Here is a 16,979-nt window from a genome sequence, read left to right as displayed (position 1 = left end):
GGTCGGCTCGCGCTAGCGGGTAGTCGCGTCGCGGAGGCGGTCGAGGAAGCTCGCCGCAGTGCCGCTCCCGCCGCCGAGGCCGGCGAGGGCGCGTCCCTGCTGCAGCCCAGCGCCGCGGCCGGTGAGGCCGGCGAGCGCCCCCGCGAGGCCGCTCGCCGCGACGGGTGCGCTCGCCTCGGGCCCACCGGCCCCGAGGAGGGCGAGCTCGCCCTCCAAGGTGGCGGCCGTCGGCTCGTGGAAGGAGATCTGCTGGCCGGCGATCCCGACGAGGACCTCGCGGCCGTTGAAGCGCACCACCGCGAGCTGCAGCCCTTTGCCGAGGCTCTGCCGCGAGAGGACCTCGAGGCCGCCGGTGGCGGCGCGGCGCGGCGCGGTGCCCTTGCGCAGGTACTGGAGGACCTTCGAGACGACGAGAATCGACACGATCACCCCGCCGAGGCCGAGGACCATCTTCATGAGCGAGGCGCCGATCGAGGGGTCGGTCGCCGTCTGCAACGCCGAGGGGTGCGCCGCCGCGAGGAGGAGGGCGCTCACGCCGACCGCCCGGGGGCGACGAAGGTGGTCTCGAGGATCTCGAGGACGCGCACGCCGAGGTTGGTCTCGTCGATCACCACGATCTCGCCGAGGGCGAAGGGCTTGGAGTTCACGAGGATCTCGACGGGGCTGTTGCGCTGGCGGTCGAGCTCGATCGTCTGGCTCGGGCGGATGCTGAGCAGCTCCTGCAGGGTGCAGCGGGCACGCCCGAGGACGACGTCGACGCGCAGCTCGACGTCGCCGAGCATCGCGATCTTCGGCGAGAAGACGGCCTCCGCTACGGCGCTGCTCTCGGGGACGCTCGACACGACGTGCAGCCCCTCGGCGGGGTTGAGCTCGTCGTTCGGCGCGGTCTGCGGGGTCGCGGCCTCGGTCATTGGGTCCTCTCTTCGATGGTGGTGACGCTGACGGCGAGGTTCCGCCCGTCCTCGACGAGGACGCCGTGCGCGTAGCAGGCGTCGCCGACGAGCAGCTCGAGGACGTCGGGGCCGTCGTCGAAGCGCGGGCGGAGGGGGAGGACGTCGCCGGGGTGCAGCCCGACGAGCTCGGAGGGGGTGAAGCGCACGGAGGGATACGAGACGAGGAGCTCGACGGGGACGAGCTGCAGGCGGCGCTCGACCTGCGCGACGGTCGCCTCGTTGGCATCGGTGGCCTCGCCGGACTGGGCGCGCTCGACGCTCTCGATCACCGGGTTCACCGCCGAGACCGGCATCGCGAGCGCCACGGTGTAGGGCTCGGAGTCGGCGAGGGTCACTCCCAGCTCGGCGATCAGACAGATTTCGCCGGGGCGGCCGACCTGCACGAAGATCGGGCTGTTGGAGGTCTGCACCGAGGAGACGCCGAGTTCGAGGAAGCTCGACAGCGCGGGGACGATCGAGTCCCGCCAGAGGTCGGTGACGAGCGGGCGGAGCAGCGCCCGCTCGATGTCGGTGAGGTCCTCGCGCTCCGGCTGCACGAGGCCGTCGCCGCCGAGGCTGTAGTCGACGATGAGGAAGGCGAGGCCGACGGGGAGGTGCAGGACGAAGCGCCGCTCGGCGGGGGAGATGATCGCCGTCGAGACGTACGTCGGGTCGGGAAGCGTCGGCGCGTAGTCCTCCCAGGAGCTCTGCACGAGCTCGTCGGGGAGGGTGACGTGCACAACCTGGCGGACGTCGGAGGAGAGGGTCGAGGTGACCCGTCCGGCGACGGCCTCGAGCATCGGCCGCAGCAGGCGCAGGCGGCCGCGCTCGATCGTCTCTTGGCGGGAGAAGTCGAAGAGGCGGATGCGCGTCGAGTCGTCCTCCAGCACCGCGGCGCCGGCGCGGGCGCCGTGCTCCTCGCTCACGCCGCGCTCTCGAGCGACTGGATCACCTGCTGGGAGGTGGTGAGGACCTTGGTGTTGGCGTCGTAGGACTCCTGTGCGTTGATGAGGTTGGTGAGCTCGGTGCCGAGGTTGACGTTCGACTGCTCGAGCTCGCCGCCGAGGAGCTCACCGCGCCCGCCCGTGCCGGCGGTGCCGACGGAGGGCTGGCCGGAGTTCGGGGTCACCTGGTAGGTGCCGTTGCCGGCGTCGGTGAGGCCGCTCGGATTGGTGAACGAGGCGAGGGCGATCTCACCGAGGGCGAGCGTCGTGCCGTCGGAGAACGAGCCGGTGATGGTGCCGTCGCCGCCGATCGAGAAGCTCTCGAGGCTGCCGGCGGAGTGGCCGTCCTGGGTCTGCAGGCCGACCGTCTGTTGGCCGGCGAACTGGGTCACCGCGGAGGAGGAGTTCGGCGGCGGGAAGTTGATCTTCCAGTTGTCCCCGGCGGGGAAGGTGTAGCCGGCGGGCATCGTTCCGACGGGGAGGGCGATCGAGCCGTCGGTGCCCGGCGCGACCGGGGTGCCGCCGACCGTGACCGCCGAGACCTGGCCGTTGGCTGGGTTGAAGGCGACGTTCGGGTTGGTGGCCCAGAGGTTGTCGGTCGTGCCGTTCGGCGCGAGCACCGAGCCCGAGACCGTCCAGTTGTTGGCCGAACCCGCTACGCCGGTGAAGGTGAGGGTCACCGCGACCGCGTTGCCGAGCGAGTCGTAGGCGTTCAAGGTGGTGGTCGCCGTCGGCTGGGTGCCGACACCGCTCCAGGCGGGGAGGTTGCCGCCGAGGGTGAGCTCGGTCGTCGCCTGCGCCGGGATCGTCTCGCCGGCGGGGATGCGGATCGCCGAGGTCGGGGCGTTGGTGTTCACGGTGCCCGCCCCGTTCGCCTGCCAGCCCTGCACGAGCCCCCCGTACTGGGTGGCGAGGTTGCCGTTGCCGTCGATCGTCAGGCTGCCGTCGCGGGTGTAGCCGATCTGGCCGTTGGTGTCGGTGACGAGGTAGCCGGCGCCCTGGATCGCGACGTCGGTCGCCTGCCCGGTGGCCTCGAGGGAGCCCTCGGAGAGGTCGACGGTGTTCGCGCCCACGCGCACACCCGAGCCGATGCTCACCGGGTTGATGCCGGCGCCGCCCGTGGTGGGAGCGGCGCCGCCGGAGATCTGCTCGGCGAGGAGGTCCTGGAACTGGACGTTCTCGGACTTGAAGCCGACGGTGTCGGCGTTGGCGATGTCGTTGGCGACGCTGTCCAGGTAGGTCTGGTTGGCGTCGATGCCGGAGACGGCGGCGAGGATCGAACGTTCGGCCATGGTGGGGGTCCTTTCTGAAGGTCGCGCTCAGGCGACTTGCGTGATGTCGGAGAGGGAGACCGGCGCCGAGGCGCCGCTCACGGTGAGGGTCGGTTGCCCGGTCGCGGAGAGGTTGATCGCCGAGACGGTCCCGACGAGGGGGGTCCCCCCGGCTCCCCCGGACTTGACGGTGACGGTGTGTCCGAGAAGGCCCGTCGCCTGCACGTCGCTCATCTGGCCCGTCATCGAGTTCATCGCCTCGACGTTGGAGAGCTCGGAGGTCTGCTGCAGGATCGCGGAGGGGTCCATCGGGTTCGTGGGGTTCTGGTTCTGCAGCTCCGCGATCAGCAGCTTCAGGAAGAGCTGGGGGTTAGAGAGCTGGGAGACCTCCGCGGAGGAGGTGCTCGGCGACGAGGAGGAACCGCTCGCGGCGGCACCGCTCGTCTGGGAGTCCACGGTAGGGATCGTCATCGGCGTCCTTTCTCCTAGAGCCGCAGGTCGAGGAGGCTGGAGCGGCCTCCGGAAGGTATGGTCGTGTGGCTGGCCGGCGCGGCGGTCGCCTGACCCGGGGCCGGCGAGGCGCCCGCCGGGCGGGAAGCCGGCGCGGCGTCGGGGGCTCGCTGGCCGTCGAAGGCGCCGCTTCCGCCGCCGCTGGCCGCGCCGCCGCCGCCCCCGGAGGTGCCGCTCTGCAGCACCACGACAGCGGGGCGCGCGCTGTCGCCGTTCAGCCCGCTGTGCAGGTCGGGGAGCGCGGCGCGGATCGCCGACTCACCCGCCGCCGAGGTAGGTGCGAGGCGCACGACGAGCTGGTCGTTGTCGACGGTCACCGTCGCCCGCACCGTCCCGAGGCCCTCGGGGTGGAGGGCGATCGTGAGCGACTGGGTGCCGTCGGTGCCGTGGCGGACGGGGCTGAGCACGCTCATCAACTGGCTCGCGACCCCCGGCAGCTCGTTCGTGCCGGCGGCGGCGCCGGTCGCCGGGGCGGACGTCGTCGGTGATGGCGCACCCGCCTCGAGCCGGGTCGCGGGGGGCGCCGGGGTCCCAGGTACGGCCCCCGCGCCCGCCGTCGGGGCGCTCGGCGCGGCGCTCGTCGCGGTGCTCGCGGCGGCGGCATGGGTCGGGCTCACGGGGTGTGCCGCCGTCACCGCGGGAGCTGTGTCGACGGGCGTGGCGCCGGGCGCCGCAGGCGAGGGGGCGGGTGCGCCGGAGGGCTGCGCTGCGGGCACGCGGCCAGTCGACGGCACCGCGGCCGCGCCGGAGGTGTCGGCAGTCGGGGGACGGCTGGCTCCGGGTGCGCTGTCGGGTAGGCCGCGGGTCACGCGTGTCGTCGGGAGCGTGCCGCTCGTCACGGCTGGGCTGCGGCCCGCGCCGGTCGCGGTGGCCGCGGTCGCCGCCGAGAGGGCGGGAACGACGCGCGCACCGGTCGCGCCGGGCGCGGCCCGTGCAGCCGGCGGCGTCGCGGGGGCGGCGGCGTTCGCGGCCACGGAGGCGCCCGCGACGGCAACGGTGAGGGCGACGGCTGTCTCGCCGGCCGGTGCGGGAGCCCCGGTGGCGTCGGCTGCTGTGCGGTGGCCGCGCTTGTCGACGGTGGGGGTCGTCGCCGGCGCACGGCCGGTGGGAGCGCTCGGCGCTGGGAGTGGCGTGGGGTCGGCCGGTGCGGACGTCGGGGCGGCGGTCGCGCTCGCGGCGGCACCCTCGGCACCGCCGCGGCCCGCCGGCCCGCCGCGCCCGGCGTCGCCGGCCGGCACCTGCGGCGCGGAGCCGTCGCCTGCGTCCGGGGTGCTGGCGTGCTCGAGGAGCTTTGAGAAGGGGCTCGGCGCGCTGGCCGCGCCCTCGGCCGCGCCCTGCTCGTGGGCGGTGGGCACCGGTCGCTCGCTGGCGGCGTCGTTCAGGGGGAGCACGATCATGAGAGCTGGCCTCCGATCAGACCGAGGATGTTTGAGACGTAGGCCTGGGTCTCGGGGATCTGCGGAACGGTGTTACCCGCGGTGGCGACCGCGGCCGGCCCGGCGTTGTAGGCGGCGAGGGCGAGCGGCACCGACTGGTACTGGCTGAGGTAGCCGGAGAGCAGTTGCGCGGCGCCGTTGATCGCCTGCGCGGGGTCGAGGGGGTCGACCCCGAGCCCGGAGGCCGTCGAGGGCATCAGCTGCATCAGGCCCTCGGCGCCGGCCGCGCTCTGCGCGTTGGGGTCGAAGCCCGACTCCTCGTAGGCGACGGCGGTCAGCAGCTGCACCGGCACGTGGTGGGTGGCGGCGGCCTGCAGGAAGTCGGGGGCGAGGGCGGCGGGGACCTGGTAGCCGCCCGCCGCGGCGCCGGTCGTCGCGGGGGCGCCCGCGGCGGCCGTCGCGGTGGCGGGCAGGACGCGACGGATCGCGACCGGGTCGCCGACGGGCTGCACGCGCACGACGTCCCCGGTCTGTGGGGCGTCGATCATCTGGCCGTTGCCGACGTAGATGCCGACGTGGCCCGGGGCGGTGGTGGTGCCGTCGTCGCCGGGGAAGAAGACAAGGTCGCCCGGCTGGGCGTCGGCGAGGCTGTCGACGGGGGTGCCGACGGTGGCCTGCTCCTGGCTGGTGCGGGGCAGGGTGACGCCGAGCTGGCCGTAGACGTACTGCACGAGGCCCGAGCAGTCGAAGCCCTGCGGGCTCGTCCCGCCCCACTGGTAGGGCACGCCGAGGAACTGCGCCGCCGCGCCGACGACCTGCTCGCCGTCGGGGGGAGTGCCCTCGGTCGTCGCGGGGGCGGCAGGGGTGGTCGCCGCGGCCGGGGGGGCGAGGGGGCCGCCTGAGAACTCGGCCTGCACGCCGGCAAGCACCGAGGCGAAGTCGCCCGACGGCGCCGCCTGCTGGAGGACGCCCGGGAGGGTGTCGAGGTTGCTCTGCAGCTGGGTCATCCAGCTCTGCAGCGCGTCGAGGGTGTCGGTCATCAGGCGACGCTCCCCTCGGCGTGCTCGCGGACGAAGGCCACCGTCGCGAGCTCGTCGAGCTCGAGGCGCTCGAGGCGGGCGGACTCGAGGCTCCACTCCTCGCGCCGCCGCTCGTCGAGGCGCTCGAGGGCGGCGACGTTGCGGTGGGCGCCCGCCCAGGTGATGCGGGCGAGCGCCGCTTCGGCGGCGGCGACGTTGACGCGCGCCGCGGCGGCGAGCTGACCGGCGGCGGCGTGCTCGGTCGCCTGCCGGCCGGCGAGGAAGTCCTCCCTGGTATGGCCAGTCGGTGCCGACCCGAGTGCCCGGCAGCGCGCCGTCGCCGCGTCCCGCTCCGCGATCAGGCTGCGCAGCAGCGCGTTCGAGCGCTCGAGGGCAATCGCCGCCTGGTCGTACTCGGCGCGGCGCAGCCGCAGCACGCCGGCGAGGCGGAACTCGTAGCGGGTGGCCATCAGGCGGCCTCGCTCGCCGGCGCGAGCAGCGCTTCGAGCATCGCCCAGGAGTTGTCGAGGTCGGCGGTGAGGCCCCGGTCCTGACGGAGGAAGGCCTCGATGAACGGGCGGAGCTCGATGGCGCGGTCGGTGAGGGCGTTCGCGCCCACCGAGTAGGCGCCGATCTCGATGAGGTCCTTGTTGTCCCGGTAGGCGGCGAGCAGGCGCCGCAGCTCGATCACGAGCGCCCGCTGCTCGTTGGTGAGGATCACCGACTCGAGGCGGGAGATCGAATCGAGGATCTCGATGCTCGGGAAGTGCCCGGCGGTCGCGAGGCGGCGGGAGAGCACGAGGTGGCCGTCGAGGATCGAGCGGGCAGCGTCGGCGATCGGCTCGTTCATGTCGTCGCCCTCGACGAGCACGGTGTAGAGGCCGGTGATGCTGCCGCGCTCTGCGGCCCCCGCCCGCTCGAGGAGCTGGGGGAGGAGCGAGAAGACCGACGGTGGGTAGCCGCGCGTCGCCGGCGGCTCGCCGGCGGAGAGGCCGACCTCGCGCTGGGCCATCGCGAAGCGGGTGAGGCTGTCCATCATCAACACGACGTCGTGGCCCTGGTCGCGGAACCACTCGGCGATGCGCGTCGCGGTGAATGAGGCCTTGATGCGCACGAGCGCCGGCTGGTCCGAGGTGGCGACGACGACGACCGAACGGGCGAGGCCCTCCTCGCCGAGGTCGCGCTGGATGAACTCGCTGACCTCCCGGCCGCGCTCGCCGATGAGGGCGAGGACGCAGACCGGCGCCGTCGTGCCGCGCACGATCATCGAGAGCAGGCTCGATTTGCCGACGCCCGAGCCGGCGAAGATCCCGAGGCGCTGCCCCCGGCCGCAGGGGATCGCGGTGTCGATCGCCCGCACGCCGAGCGGCAGCTGGGTGTCGACTAGCTCGCGGCGCAGCGGGTGGGGGGGCGCGGTGACCACGCTCACCTCGGCGAAGTTGCGCAGCGGCGGGCCGTCGTCGATCGGCACGCCGAGGCCGTCGACGACGCGGCCAAGCAGCCCCGAGCCGACGCGCACCGCGAGCGGGCCGCCGCAGGAGTCGACGCGGTCGCCGAAGCGCACGCCGCGCAGCTCGCCGAGCGGCATGCAGGCGAGGCTCTGGCCCTGCACGGCGACGACCTCCGCGGGGAGGAGGCTGCCGTCGGGGCGGCGGATCATCACCGCGTCCGAGACGGCGGCCTCGAGGCCCTCCACCTCGACGCGCAGCCCGATGACGCGGCTCACCCGGCCGCTCCGCTGCGGGCGGACGGCGGCGCGCAGCAGGTCGTCGAGGGCGGCCGAGGAGAACAGGCTCATCCGACCTCCTCGAAGTCGCGCCCGGCGTGCAGGTGCAGGAGGGCGTCGCGCAGGCGCTCGAGGGCGGGCGCGATCTGCGCGTCGATCGTCGCCGCGCCGACCTCGAGGATGCACCCCTCGGGCTCGACGCGGTCGTCCTCGACGACGCGGATCCGCCGCCCGGCGACGAGGGACTCGAGCTCCCAGGCGGCGATCTCCGCGCTCGGGTGGAGGCGGACGACGAGGTCGGTGTCGGGGGGCGCGAAGCGCAGCGCCCGCTTGATGGCGCTGCGGGCGGGCTCTTCGTGCAGCGCCAGCTCGGCGCCGATGAGCTCGCGGACGAGGGCGAGGACGAGCTCGCTGATCTCGGAGAGGAGCTCGTCGAGCATCGCCTCGCGGCTCGTCGACAGCGCCTGGGCGCTCTGGATCAGGCTCGTCGTGAGCTTGGCGAGGGCGGCCTCGTGGCGCAGCGACGCGGCCTGCGCGCTCTCGGCCTCGGCCTCGGCGCGGCCGGCGGCGAGGCCCTTCGCGTAGGCGGCGGCGGCCGCGTCAACGGCGGGGGCGGGCGTGTCGTGGTGGGCGGGAACGGCGTCGGGGAACGAGAGGGTGACCTCGCTCAAGGGCGTCGTGACGGCGGCGCGCGCGAGGCACGCCGCGTCGCCGCCGCGCAGCACCCGGGACGCGGAGCGGAGACTAGGCGACGAGCTCATCGTCACCCCGTTCGATGTTGATGTCGCCGGCCTCGGCGAGCGAGCGCGCCTGGCGGATGAGCTCGGCCTCGGCGTGCTCGACGAGCGACTGACGCTGGGCGCCGAGGGTCTCGAAGTCCTCCTGCAGGTCCATCGCGTTGCGCTCGGAGAGGTTCGTCTTGAAGCGCTCGATGATCGAGGGGTCCTTCCCCTTCAACGAGAGGGCGATCGTCTTCACCGGCACGCTGCGCAAGATGAGCTGCAGGTCGGGGTCGGTGAGGGCGAGGAGGTCGTCGAAGACGAACATCTCGTGACGGATCGCCTCGGCGATCTCGGGGTCCTTGCCCTCGAGGTCGGCGAGGATCTGCTTCTCGGTCGCGCGGTCGGTGTTGTTGAGGATCCCGACCATGCGCTGGATGCCGCCGACCTCCTGGGTGGCGACACCGCCGCCGCGCACGAACGAGGAGAGGCGGCTCTCGAGCTCGGCGGCGACCTTCAGCACGACCGAGGGGGGGAGCGCGGCCATCTTCGCGACCCGGCGGGCGACCTCGGCACGCAGCTGGTCGGCGAGACGCTCCATCAGCCGGGCGGCGTTGTCCGGCTCGAGGTGGGCGATGATGATCGCGATCGTCTGCGGGTGCTCCTCGGCGATGTAGCCGATCACCTGCAGCGGGTCGATCTGGTTCATGAAGGCGAGCGGGTGATCGATCGCGATGCGGTCGAGGTCGGCGAGGATCTCCTCGGCGCGGGCGTTGCCGAGGCGGTCGCGCAGCAGCCGCGCCGCCGCGTCGAGGCCGCCCTGGCGGACCTGGAGGAGGGACTCGGTGGTCTCGCCGAGCTCTCCGATCACCGCCGCCACGACGCTCTCGGTCATCGTCGGCAGGCGCGCCACCTCCTGCATGAGCAGCGTCACCTCCGCCTCGCTCATGTTGCGCAGCACGAGGTTCGCCCGCGAGTCGTCGAGCTGCACGAGGACGACGGCGGCCTTCTGGGCCATCGTGAGCACCGCGTTCATCGGTTCCGCTGCCCGAGCCATCCGGTGAGGACGCGGGCGACCTCCTCGGGCTGGTTGTCGACGATCTCCTGCAGCGAGGTCATGCTGCGCGCCGGCAGGCCGGCGGTGCGCACCGAGGGGAGCTCGCCGGTCGGGAGCTCCTGGGGGAGCGCGTAGTACTGCTCGAAGGCCGAGGCGTCGACCATCGGGTCGGCGTTGGCGGCGTTGCGCCGTGCCCGCTTGGACGCCCGCAAGAGGAGGAAGAGCGCGATCACGAGGAGGAGGAAAGCGGCGCCCGGCTTGGCGAAGGTGGCGAGCGGGCTCGCCTTCACGGCCTTCGCGGCCGGCGCGATCGCGAAGGGGGCGGAGGAGAAGCTGAGGACGTCGCCGCGACTCGTGGTGATGCCGGACGCGGCGGCGACCCCCTGCCGCAAGGTGGCGAGCGAGAGGCCGTGGGGGAGCGCGTGGGAGTTCACGAGGACGGCGACGGCCTGCTGCTTCACCGTGCCCGGCGCCTGGGTGACCGTCGAGGTCTGGCTGCCGGTCTCACAGGTCTGCTGCTTCTGGGTCTGGGTGTAGTTGCCGCTCCCCGAGGTCGAGGTGCTGAGCGAGCTGCCGGGCGGCGTGCCGCTGCCGGTGTACTTCGTCGTCGTGCTCTGGGTGCTGCTGCAGCTCGTGAGGGGCTTGCCGTTGGCGCCGGCGACGAGGCTCTGGGTGCTCGTCTGCACCTGGTCGAAGTCGAGCTGCGCGTTCACCTGCACGTCCGCGTTCCCCGAGCCGACGACGCCGGTGAGGTAGGCCTCGACCTTGGCGGCCGTGGCGTCGTCGTAGGCGGCCTCGGCGTTGGTCTGCTGGCCGCCGTTGTCGCTCACCCCGGGGCCGGCGAGGAGGTTGCCGCTCGAGTCGGCGACGGTGACGTTGCCGGCGGTGAGCCCGGGCACCGCCGAGGCGACGAGCGAGGTGATCGCCTGCACCTGGTTGTAGGTGAGGGCGTGGTTGGGGGAGAGGTCGATGAGCACCGAGGCGCCCGTCGGGTTGGTGTTGCCGAGGACGAAGGTCTGGTTGGCGGCCATCGCGATCGAGACCTGGGAGCCCTGCACGCCCTGGATCGAGTTGATCGTCTGTTCGAGCTCGCCCTGCAGCGCCCGCAGGTAGTCCGCCTGCTGGGTGAGCTCGGAGGTCGTGAGGCCCTCCTTGTCGAGGAGCGAGAGGCCGACGGTGCTCTGCGCCGGCAGGCCGGCCTGGGCCGCCGCGAGGCGCTCCTGGTCGACGGCGTTCTGCGGCACGAGGATCGTGCTGCCGCCGCTCTGCAGCTGGTAGGGGACGTGGTCGGCGCTCAGCTGCTGGGTGATCGCGCCGGCGTCGGAGGCCTGCAGGTTGGTGAACAGGATCGAGTAGGTCGGCTTCCCCGAGAGCGACATGAAGACGATCCCGATGAGGCCGACGACCGCGAGCGCGCCGAGGGTGACCGCCTTCTGCCCGCGGGTGAAGCCCGAGGCGAAGCGCCGGGCGCTGTCGCGCATCTGGTCGAAGTTGGAGGCGGGGACGATCGCCATCGGCTCAGAAGCTCATGTTCACGATCGCGTTGTACGCGGTCGTGGCCTGGTTGAGGAGCGAGGTCGTGACCTCGGTGTCGAGTGAGGCCTGGCTGGCGGCGATCATCGTGTCGGCGAGGTTCCCCTGGCCTGCGGCCGCCTGCGCCTCGGCGTTCGAGGCCGTGCTCTGCACCTTCTGCAGCTCGTCGACGGCGTTCGACACTGCGTTCTGGAAGCCGTCGCCGCCCGCCGGCGCGGTCGCGCTGGCGCCGAGCGCGCTCGGGTCGGGGGCGGCCGCGACAGTCGGTGGGGTGGTCGGGACGAGCGGTGGGAGCGAGGCGAGGGCCCCGATCGGTGCGATCGCCATCAGCCGCCGATCCCGATGCCGGACTGGTAGGCCGAGATCGCCCGGGTGATCGCCGAGGTGTCGGCCTGGTAGCCCTCCTGGGCCTGGATGAGGCCGACCAGCTGGTCGCCGAGCGAGATGTCGGGGACGACGACGTCACCGTTCTTGTCGGCGAGTGGGTTTCCGGGAGACCGCTCGACGACACCGCGGTTGGTCGCCGCCGAGATGCTCACCGCGACGCCACCGGGGGTGCCGTCCGCACCGGCGCTCGCCGGGGTGAGGTGCGCGACCTCGGCCTCGTAGGGGGTGGTGCCGGGGGCGACGGTGTCGTCGGCGTTCGCGACGTTGCCGGCGTTGGCGTCGATCCAGGTCTGCATCGCCTGCACGCCGCTGCCGGAGACGTCGATCGCGCCGAAGAGACTCACTGCCAGCTCCCGCCGACGACGCCGCGGATCAGGCGGAACTGCGAGTCGAGGGACTGGGAGAGCTGCTGGTACTCGAGGGCGCCCTTCTCGCTCGCGACGAGCTCGCTGCCGAGGTCGACGTTGTTGCCGTTGCTCCCCGCGGGTGCCGGGTCAGGGGTGGTCGTCTCGGTCGCGGTCGCGGTGCCGCTCGTCGTGATCGCCTTCTCGAGGCTCTGCTGGAAGTTCACGTCGCTCGCCGTGAAGCCGGGGCTCTCGGCGTTTGCGAGGTTGTTCGCGGTCGCGTTCGTCTGATCGGTGACGCCATCGATTGCGAACTGCAAGACGTCGACGATTCCGCCGTCCATCGCGGGCCCTCTCGGATTGTCTCCCACCCGTCCTGGGCCACGCCATGGGGGGCGGTCCTCGCCCCGTCGGTGGGTGCTACGGCAGGTCCGGCGCAAACCTTGAGGAAGATCGCGGGATCTATTCGTTGCATCTCATCACTCAACGAACGGGCGATTCGCGCCGTTCTTTCCTACGAAGCACGGGGAGCGAGGACCGCTCCGTCGAGCCGGACCCGTCGTGGCCGCCGCTGGCGACGCGCAGGGCCCGGCGAAACGCCGAGACCAGGAGGGTGATGGCGATGCAGGTACACGAGGAGACGCGCGCGGCCGCCCAGCCCCGCAGCGAGGAGCTCGAGGCACTCTGGGCGCGCTGGCGGGAGCGCGGCGACGTCGAGACCCGCAACCGCCTGGCGACGCTCTACTACCCGCTGGTGCGCAACATCGCCCGCATGATGGCCCGCTCGCTCGCGGGCCGCGCCGACCTCGGGGACCTCGAGAGCTTCGGCGCCGAGGGCCTGCTCGGGGCGCTCGACCGCTTCGACCCGGGACGGGGCTTCGACTTCTCGAGCTTCGCCGCCTACCGCATCCGCTACGCGATCCTCGACGGCGTACGCGGTGCGGACTGGGTGCCGCGCAGTGTGCGCGACCACGAGCGGCGGCTGCGGGGCGTCGAGGAGGAGAGCTTCGCCCGCCTCGGACGTGCGCCGAGCAGCGCCGAGCAGGCGGACGAGCTCGGCCTCTCCCTCGACGAGCTTGACCGGGTGCGGGTCCTCACCCAGCGCAGCGTCGTCACCTCGATCTCCCCGCACAGCGACGACGGTGAGGAGCGCCCGGCGCGCGAGCTCGTCTCGGAGCTCCTCGACCCCTCGGCGGCCGCCGAGCGGGGCGAGGTGATGGCGGCGGTGCGCGAGGGCCTCTCGCGCCTCCCCGAGCGTCAGCGGACGGTGATCGTGCTCAGCCTCGACGGCGGCGAGACCCTCGCCGAGATCGGCCGCCGCCTCGGCGTGACCGAGAGCCGCGCCTGCCAGATCCGCAGCACGGGGATGCGCAATCTCCGCAGCTACCTGACCGAACGCGGCCTCGCGTCGGCCTGACCCAGAGGCTCGTTCGCGACACTACAGATGGCCCTCTCCCGTGCCGATAGGACTAGCGGGACGCGCTGCGTCTCTTCCCCGACGCCGGGCGCCGGGGAAGGTCGCTGGAAAGAGGCGGAGGGATGAGGGTGCTCGTGATCCACGACACGCGAGCGATGCGCCTGATCGTGCGCCGGGCACTCCACCACCTCGAAGGGATCGACGACGTGCTGCAGGCCGAGAGCGCCGAGTCGGCGATCGACACCCTGCAGAACGAGCCGGTCGACCTCGTGCTCTGTGACTGGAACCTCGGGGGGATGACCGGGATCGAGCTCCTCGAGGCCTTGCGCAACGCCCAGTGGGAAGTCCCCTTCGGCTTCATCACCGCGGAGCGTGACGAGAAGATCCGCCGCCGCGCCCTCGAATCGGGCGCCTCGTTCCTGCTCTCCAAGCCCTTCAGCGAGGCCGAGCTCGCCGACGAGCTGGTCGCCATCGGGGCGATCCTCCCCTACGACCCCGACCCCGACCCCGACCCCGAGTTCGGCCCCTTCGCCCCGCCGCCCCTCGAGGTCGCGGCCGCCGAGGATGGCCGTCTCGGTGAGGCCGCCGAGGCGGTCGTGCGCGCCGCCGAGCTCGAGGCACTCCTCGAGAAGCTCTGCAGCGCGCAGGTCACCGTGGCGCCGGCGCACGCGGGTCCAAACCTGCACTCGCCGCGCTACGTCGGCGCGTACCACGACGAGGCGGGCGAGGTCGCCGGCCTCTGCGTCTTCGCGACCTCCTTCGGCCTCGCGGTGGCCGCCTCGCTCACGCGCTGGTCCGCGTCGGCGACCCGCGAGTGGGTGGCGACCGGGATCATGCCCGCCGAGCTGCTCGGCGACCTCTTCGAGGTGGCGAACGTGCTCGCGCAGTTCGTGCGCCGCGACGGGAAGCGGATCATCATCCACCACCTCGAGGGCTACGCCCCCGGGGAGCGCTTCGAGTGGATCGCGGCGCTCGACAAGGGACAGGGCGCCGAGCACTTCGAGATCGAGGTCGCCGGATACTGCGGCGGCCTGCTCTCGGTCGTGGCGCTGTGAGCCCCGCCAACCGCAGGAGCGACTACGAGGGCGGCGAGCTGCGGGTGCAGGTGAACACCTCCTACCGCAAGGTGAGCCGCGACCCGGTGACCGGCCTTCTCAACCCGCACGCGCTGCTCGCGATCCTCGACTACAGCCTCGAGCGGGGGGTGCGCGCCGGGACCGACACGGCGCTGTTGTTCATCTGGCTCCCCGAGCCGACGCGCGACCTCCTCGGCGACGAGCGCCTCTTCCAGCTGGTGGCGCGCTTCCTGCGCAAGATGGTGCGCGGCGAGGACGCCCTCGGTCGCATCGGCAACGGCTTCCTCGTGCTCCTCCCTGACACCGGCGCCGGGGGCGCCGACGTCGTCGCTTGCCGTATCGCGGAGGGCCTCTGGCAGAACCTCGGCCTCGCGATCGCCGGCCGCTGGGTGGTGCGCGTCGCGGTGAGCACCCCCGACGATGTCGGGCGCGAGCTCATCGAGCGGGCGACCGAGGCCGTCCCCGGCCTCGCGGTCGCGTCGCTCCCGAAGGAGCGCAGGCCACTCCTTCGCCTCCGCCGGGACTGAGGGCGGGACTTCGTCCCGACGCGCACAAACGCCGGTTGCGGCGGCGTAGTCCCAGCTCACAGAGCTGCCGGGACCGCCGCGGCGCCTCAAGGAATTTCCCCTCAATTCCGATGAATAGGGAGTCGTTAGAGCGTCCCTCTCTCGGAAGACTGCGATGATCATCCTCCACACGATCAAGGGCCAAGAGTTCGCCATCAACGGTGGCCTCATTGAGCGGGTCGAGCAGGACAACGAGACCCACGTGACCCTCGCCACCGGGACGAGCTACCTCGTGCGCGAGCCGCTCATCGAGGTCGTGCGCCTCCACCGTCAGGACCGCGCCAAGGTACGCGTGCTCGCCACCGAGCTCGTCCGTTACGAGGAGGAGGACGGCGACGACGGGGTCGACCCGCAGTCGCTCTCGACGATCGTGCAGTTCCCTGGCTCGGAGAGCAACACCCACGGGAGACGGCAGTCGTGAAGGACAACTGGACCACGATCGGCATCGGCGGCGCGCTCACCTGCGTGCTGCTCTCGTTCGTCATGGACGGGGGCAACCCGGCGGTGCTGTTGAAGCCGGCACCGCTCATCCTCGTCTTCGGCGGCACCTTCTTCGCCGGCACCGCCGGCTACATGAAAAGTGACGTGAAGTCCTTCTCCAAGCTCTTGAAGGTCGCCACCCAGGCGAGCGTCTTCGACGCCGAGATCACGATCCAGGAGCTCTCGCGGCTCGCGGGCATCGCCAAGCGCAAGGGCGTCCTCGAGCTCGAGAAGGAGGCGAAGAACCTCGACGACCCGTTCATCCGCCGGGCCTGTGAGCTCGCCGCCGACGGCACGAGCTCCGATGAGATCCGCGAGGTGCTGGAGGCAGAGGTCGACGGGATCGAGAGCCGCCACCAGATGGGGGCGAAGCTCTTCGCGGACTTCGGCGGCTTCGCCCCCACGCTCGGCATCATCGGCACCGTCGTCGGGCTGGTGCACGTCCTCGGCAACCTCTCGGACCCCTCCTCCCTCGGCCCGGCGATCGCCTCGGCCTTCACGGCCACGCTGTGGGGCGTCCTCTCGGCGAACCTCATCTGGCTGCCGATCTCCAACAAGCTGAAGCGCTCGCACCACCTCGAGATCGAGGTGAAGCACATGGTGATCGAAGGGATGCTCTCGCTGCAGTCGGGGGCGACGAGCCGGGTGGTGCGCACGAAGATGGAGGCCTTCCTCGCCCCGGAGATGCGCGGCGCTAGCGAGGAGGTCGCGGCGTGAGCGCCCGCGCCAAGCGCCGTGGCGGCGGGGGCCACGAGGAGGGCAACAACGAACGCTGGCTCCTCACCTACGCCGACATGATCACCCTCTTGCTGGCGCTGTTCATCGTGCTCTTCTCCTTCAGCTCGATCGACGTGAAGAAGTTCCTCGAGCTGCGCCTCGGCCTCACCGCGGCCTTCAACCCCTCGGCGGTGAACCTCTCGGGCGGGTCGGGGCTGCTCAACCAGACGAGCCTCGTGAACTCGCCGGGGACCAACTCCTCCAAGGCCCCGGTCCTCGTCGCCGAGCAGGGCAACCAGTCCCAGGGCAACAGCGAGGGCACGAAGATCGGCGGTCCCTCGAGCCAGCAGATCATGGACGAGATCCAGCGCGCGCTCGTGCAGGCCAAGGTCGTGAAGGACGCCCAGGTGAGCACCGACTACCGCGGCGTCGTGGTGCACCTCCTCGCCGACAAGGTCTTCTACGCGAGCGACTCGGCCGCGCTCGGCCCGACGGGGCGCACGATCGTGAACATCGTGGCGAACATCGTCCGCCCCGACCCGAACGGCCTCATCGTCGAGGGCTACACCGACAACGTCCCGGTGACCGGGGGCCCCTTCACCTCCAACTGGGAGCTCTCGGCGGTGCGCGCCGCGAACGTCGTCGAGCAGCTGAACGGCGTCGACGGCATCCCCGAGCTCCGTCTCTCCTCGCAGGGCTACGGGGCGACCGACCCGATCGCCTCGAACAACACCGCCCCGGGGCGCGCCGCCAACCGGCGCATCGACGTCGTCGTGCTCCGTGCGACCGGCGCCGCCGGCAACAGCGGGAGCGCCACCAACACCTGACCCACACCATCGTGCCGGCGAGGAACGCCGGCGCCTGACCGAGATGAGGAGGGCACGATGTCTGAGACCATGACCCCG

The 16,979-nt window shown here is 72.3% G+C and carries 21 protein-coding genes; 6 read left to right on the top strand and 15 right to left on the bottom strand.

The annotated features are described in order from the left end of the window. Positions 1–12 precede the first annotated feature (12 nt). Genes VNF07_10080 through VNF07_10010 form a run of 15 tightly spaced genes read right to left on the bottom strand, consistent with a single transcriptional unit; the run spans position 13 to position 12,162 of the window. On the bottom strand, positions 13–534 hold the full coding sequence (locus tag VNF07_10080) for a flagellar biosynthetic protein FliO (GenBank protein HVB06578.1): 522 nt from the start codon (positions 532–534) through the stop codon (positions 13–15). Next, positions 531–911: a FliM/FliN family flagellar motor switch protein gene (locus VNF07_10075; GenBank protein ID HVB06577.1), complete on the bottom strand. Its 381-nt coding sequence runs from the start codon at positions 909–911 to the stop codon at positions 531–533. The genes VNF07_10080 and VNF07_10075 overlap by 4 nt, the downstream gene beginning before the upstream one ends. Further along, complete coding sequence (locus tag VNF07_10070) at positions 908–1,858, bottom strand: FliM/FliN family flagellar motor switch protein (GenBank protein HVB06576.1); 951 nt, start codon at positions 1,856–1,858, stop codon at positions 908–910. Before VNF07_10070 ends, VNF07_10075 begins: the two co-directional genes overlap by 4 nt. Further along, positions 1,855–3,168: a flagellar hook-basal body complex protein gene (locus VNF07_10065; GenBank protein HVB06575.1), complete on the bottom strand. Its 1,314-nt coding sequence runs from the start codon at positions 3,166–3,168 to the stop codon at positions 1,855–1,857. Before VNF07_10065 ends, VNF07_10070 begins: the two co-directional genes overlap by 4 nt. A gap of 27 nt (positions 3,169–3,195) precedes the next feature. Beyond that, complete coding sequence (locus tag VNF07_10060; GenBank protein ID HVB06574.1) at positions 3,196–3,618, bottom strand: flagellar hook capping FlgD N-terminal domain-containing protein; 423 nt, start codon at positions 3,616–3,618, stop codon at positions 3,196–3,198. Between the two features lie 14 nt (positions 3,619–3,632). Continuing rightward, entirely contained in the window at positions 3,633–5,054 is a 1,422-nt protein-coding gene (locus VNF07_10055) for a flagellar hook-length control protein FliK (protein ID HVB06573.1), read from the bottom strand. Continuing rightward, on the bottom strand, positions 5,051–6,073 hold the full coding sequence (locus tag VNF07_10050; GenBank protein ID HVB06572.1) for an NlpC/P60 family protein: 1,023 nt from the start codon (positions 6,071–6,073) through the stop codon (positions 5,051–5,053). The genes VNF07_10055 and VNF07_10050 overlap by 4 nt, the downstream gene beginning before the upstream one ends. Beyond that, positions 6,073–6,522 (bottom strand): flagellar FliJ family protein, encoded by a 450-nt coding sequence (locus VNF07_10045; protein ID HVB06571.1) that lies wholly within the window; start codon positions 6,520–6,522, stop codon positions 6,073–6,075. The genes VNF07_10050 and VNF07_10045 overlap by 1 nt, the downstream gene beginning before the upstream one ends. Then, positions 6,522–7,850 (bottom strand): FliI/YscN family ATPase, encoded by a 1,329-nt coding sequence (locus VNF07_10040; GenBank protein ID HVB06570.1) that lies wholly within the window; start codon positions 7,848–7,850, stop codon positions 6,522–6,524. Before VNF07_10040 ends, VNF07_10045 begins: the two co-directional genes overlap by 1 nt. After that, positions 7,847–8,503, bottom strand: coding sequence for a FliH/SctL family protein (locus tag VNF07_10035; protein HVB06569.1), 657 nt, complete (start codon positions 8,501–8,503; stop codon positions 7,847–7,849). The genes VNF07_10040 and VNF07_10035 overlap by 4 nt, the downstream gene beginning before the upstream one ends. A 19-nt stretch (positions 8,504–8,522) precedes the next feature. After that, positions 8,523–9,533, bottom strand: coding sequence for a flagellar motor switch protein FliG (gene fliG, locus VNF07_10030; GenBank protein HVB06568.1), 1,011 nt, complete (start codon positions 9,531–9,533; stop codon positions 8,523–8,525). Beyond that, positions 9,530–11,068: a flagellar basal-body MS-ring/collar protein FliF gene (gene fliF / locus VNF07_10025; protein ID HVB06567.1), complete on the bottom strand. Its 1,539-nt coding sequence runs from the start codon at positions 11,066–11,068 to the stop codon at positions 9,530–9,532. The genes fliG and fliF overlap by 4 nt, the downstream gene beginning before the upstream one ends. A gap of 4 nt (positions 11,069–11,072) precedes the next feature. Next, positions 11,073–11,414, bottom strand: a complete 342-nt coding sequence (locus VNF07_10020) for a flagellar hook-basal body complex protein FliE (protein ID HVB06566.1) — start codon at positions 11,412–11,414, stop codon at positions 11,073–11,075. Further along, the gene (locus VNF07_10015; GenBank protein ID HVB06565.1) at positions 11,414–11,818 is read right to left on the bottom strand and encodes a hypothetical protein; all 405 of its coding nucleotides are present in this window, start codon (positions 11,816–11,818) and stop codon (positions 11,414–11,416) included. The genes VNF07_10020 and VNF07_10015 overlap by 1 nt, the downstream gene beginning before the upstream one ends. Beyond that, positions 11,815–12,162 (bottom strand): hypothetical protein, encoded by a 348-nt coding sequence (locus VNF07_10010; GenBank protein ID HVB06564.1) that lies wholly within the window; start codon positions 12,160–12,162, stop codon positions 11,815–11,817. Before VNF07_10010 ends, VNF07_10015 begins: the two co-directional genes overlap by 4 nt. 272 nt (positions 12,163–12,434) lie before the next feature. Here VNF07_10010 and VNF07_10005 point away from each other — a divergent pair, with 272 nt between their 5' ends. The 6 genes from VNF07_10005 (at position 12,435) to VNF07_09980 (ending at position 16,901) form a co-directional block, all read left to right on the top strand. After that, positions 12,435–13,235: a sigma-70 family RNA polymerase sigma factor gene (locus tag VNF07_10005; protein ID HVB06563.1), complete on the top strand. Its 801-nt coding sequence runs from the start codon at positions 12,435–12,437 to the stop codon at positions 13,233–13,235. A 122-nt stretch (positions 13,236–13,357) separates the two neighbouring features. Continuing rightward, positions 13,358–14,290, top strand: coding sequence for a response regulator (locus tag VNF07_10000; protein ID HVB06562.1), 933 nt, complete (start codon positions 13,358–13,360; stop codon positions 14,288–14,290). Further along, positions 14,287–14,838, top strand: coding sequence for a diguanylate cyclase (locus tag VNF07_09995; protein HVB06561.1), 552 nt, complete (start codon positions 14,287–14,289; stop codon positions 14,836–14,838). Before VNF07_10000 ends, VNF07_09995 begins: the two co-directional genes overlap by 4 nt. A 154-nt stretch (positions 14,839–14,992) precedes the next feature. Beyond that, complete coding sequence (locus VNF07_09990) at positions 14,993–15,298, top strand: flagellar FlbD family protein (protein HVB06560.1); 306 nt, start codon at positions 14,993–14,995, stop codon at positions 15,296–15,298. Beyond that, a complete protein-coding gene (locus tag VNF07_09985; GenBank protein HVB06559.1) occupies positions 15,295–16,074 on the top strand; it encodes a motility protein A in 780 nt (259 codons plus the stop codon). The genes VNF07_09990 and VNF07_09985 overlap by 4 nt, the downstream gene beginning before the upstream one ends. Beyond that, entirely contained in the window at positions 16,071–16,901 is an 831-nt protein-coding gene (locus tag VNF07_09980; GenBank protein ID HVB06558.1) for a flagellar motor protein MotB, read from the top strand. The genes VNF07_09985 and VNF07_09980 overlap by 4 nt, the downstream gene beginning before the upstream one ends. Positions 16,902–16,979 lie beyond the last annotated feature (78 nt).

This window comes from Acidimicrobiales bacterium (genome assembly GCA_035533595.1).
Taxonomy (GTDB): domain Bacteria; phylum Actinomycetota; class Acidimicrobiia; order Acidimicrobiales; family Bog-793; genus DATLTN01.
This window is presented reverse-complemented; position numbering and strand designations above follow the sequence as displayed.

Bases quoted from the DNA above. Each gene is read 5' to 3' on its own strand.
- VNF07_10075 (HVB06577.1), bottom strand. From the start codon at position 911: ATGACCGAGGCCGCGACCCCGCAGACCGCGCCGAACGACGAGCTCAAC.
- VNF07_10065 (HVB06575.1), bottom strand. From the start codon at position 3,168: ATGGCCGAACGTTCGATCCTCGCCGCCGTCTCCGGCATCGACGCCAAC.
- VNF07_10060 (HVB06574.1), bottom strand. From the start codon at position 3,618: ATGACGATCCCTACCGTGGACTCCCAGACGAGCGGTGCCGCCGCGAGC.
- VNF07_10055 (HVB06573.1), bottom strand. From the start codon at position 5,054: ATGATCGTGCTCCCCCTGAACGACGCCGCCAGCGAGCGACCGGTGCCC.
- VNF07_10050 (HVB06572.1), bottom strand. From the start codon at position 6,073: ATGACCGACACCCTCGACGCGCTGCAGAGCTGGATGACCCAGCTGCAG.
- VNF07_10045 (HVB06571.1), bottom strand. From the start codon at position 6,522: ATGGCCACCCGCTACGAGTTCCGCCTCGCCGGCGTGCTGCGGCTGCGC.
- VNF07_10040 (HVB06570.1), bottom strand. From the start codon at position 7,850: ATGAGCCTGTTCTCCTCGGCCGCCCTCGACGACCTGCTGCGCGCCGCC.
- fliG (HVB06568.1), bottom strand. From the start codon at position 9,533: ATGAACGCGGTGCTCACGATGGCCCAGAAGGCCGCCGTCGTCCTCGTG.
- fliF (HVB06567.1), bottom strand. From the start codon at position 11,068: ATGGCGATCGTCCCCGCCTCCAACTTCGACCAGATGCGCGACAGCGCC.
- VNF07_10020 (HVB06566.1), bottom strand. From the start codon at position 11,414: ATGGCGATCGCACCGATCGGGGCCCTCGCCTCGCTCCCACCGCTCGTC.
- VNF07_10010 (HVB06564.1), bottom strand. From the start codon at position 12,162: ATGGACGGCGGAATCGTCGACGTCTTGCAGTTCGCAATCGATGGCGTC.
- VNF07_10005 (HVB06563.1), top strand. From the start codon at position 12,435: ATGGCGATGCAGGTACACGAGGAGACGCGCGCGGCCGCCCAGCCCCGC.
- VNF07_10000 (HVB06562.1), top strand. From the start codon at position 13,358: ATGAGGGTGCTCGTGATCCACGACACGCGAGCGATGCGCCTGATCGTG.
- VNF07_09990 (HVB06560.1), top strand. From the start codon at position 14,993: ATGATCATCCTCCACACGATCAAGGGCCAAGAGTTCGCCATCAACGGT.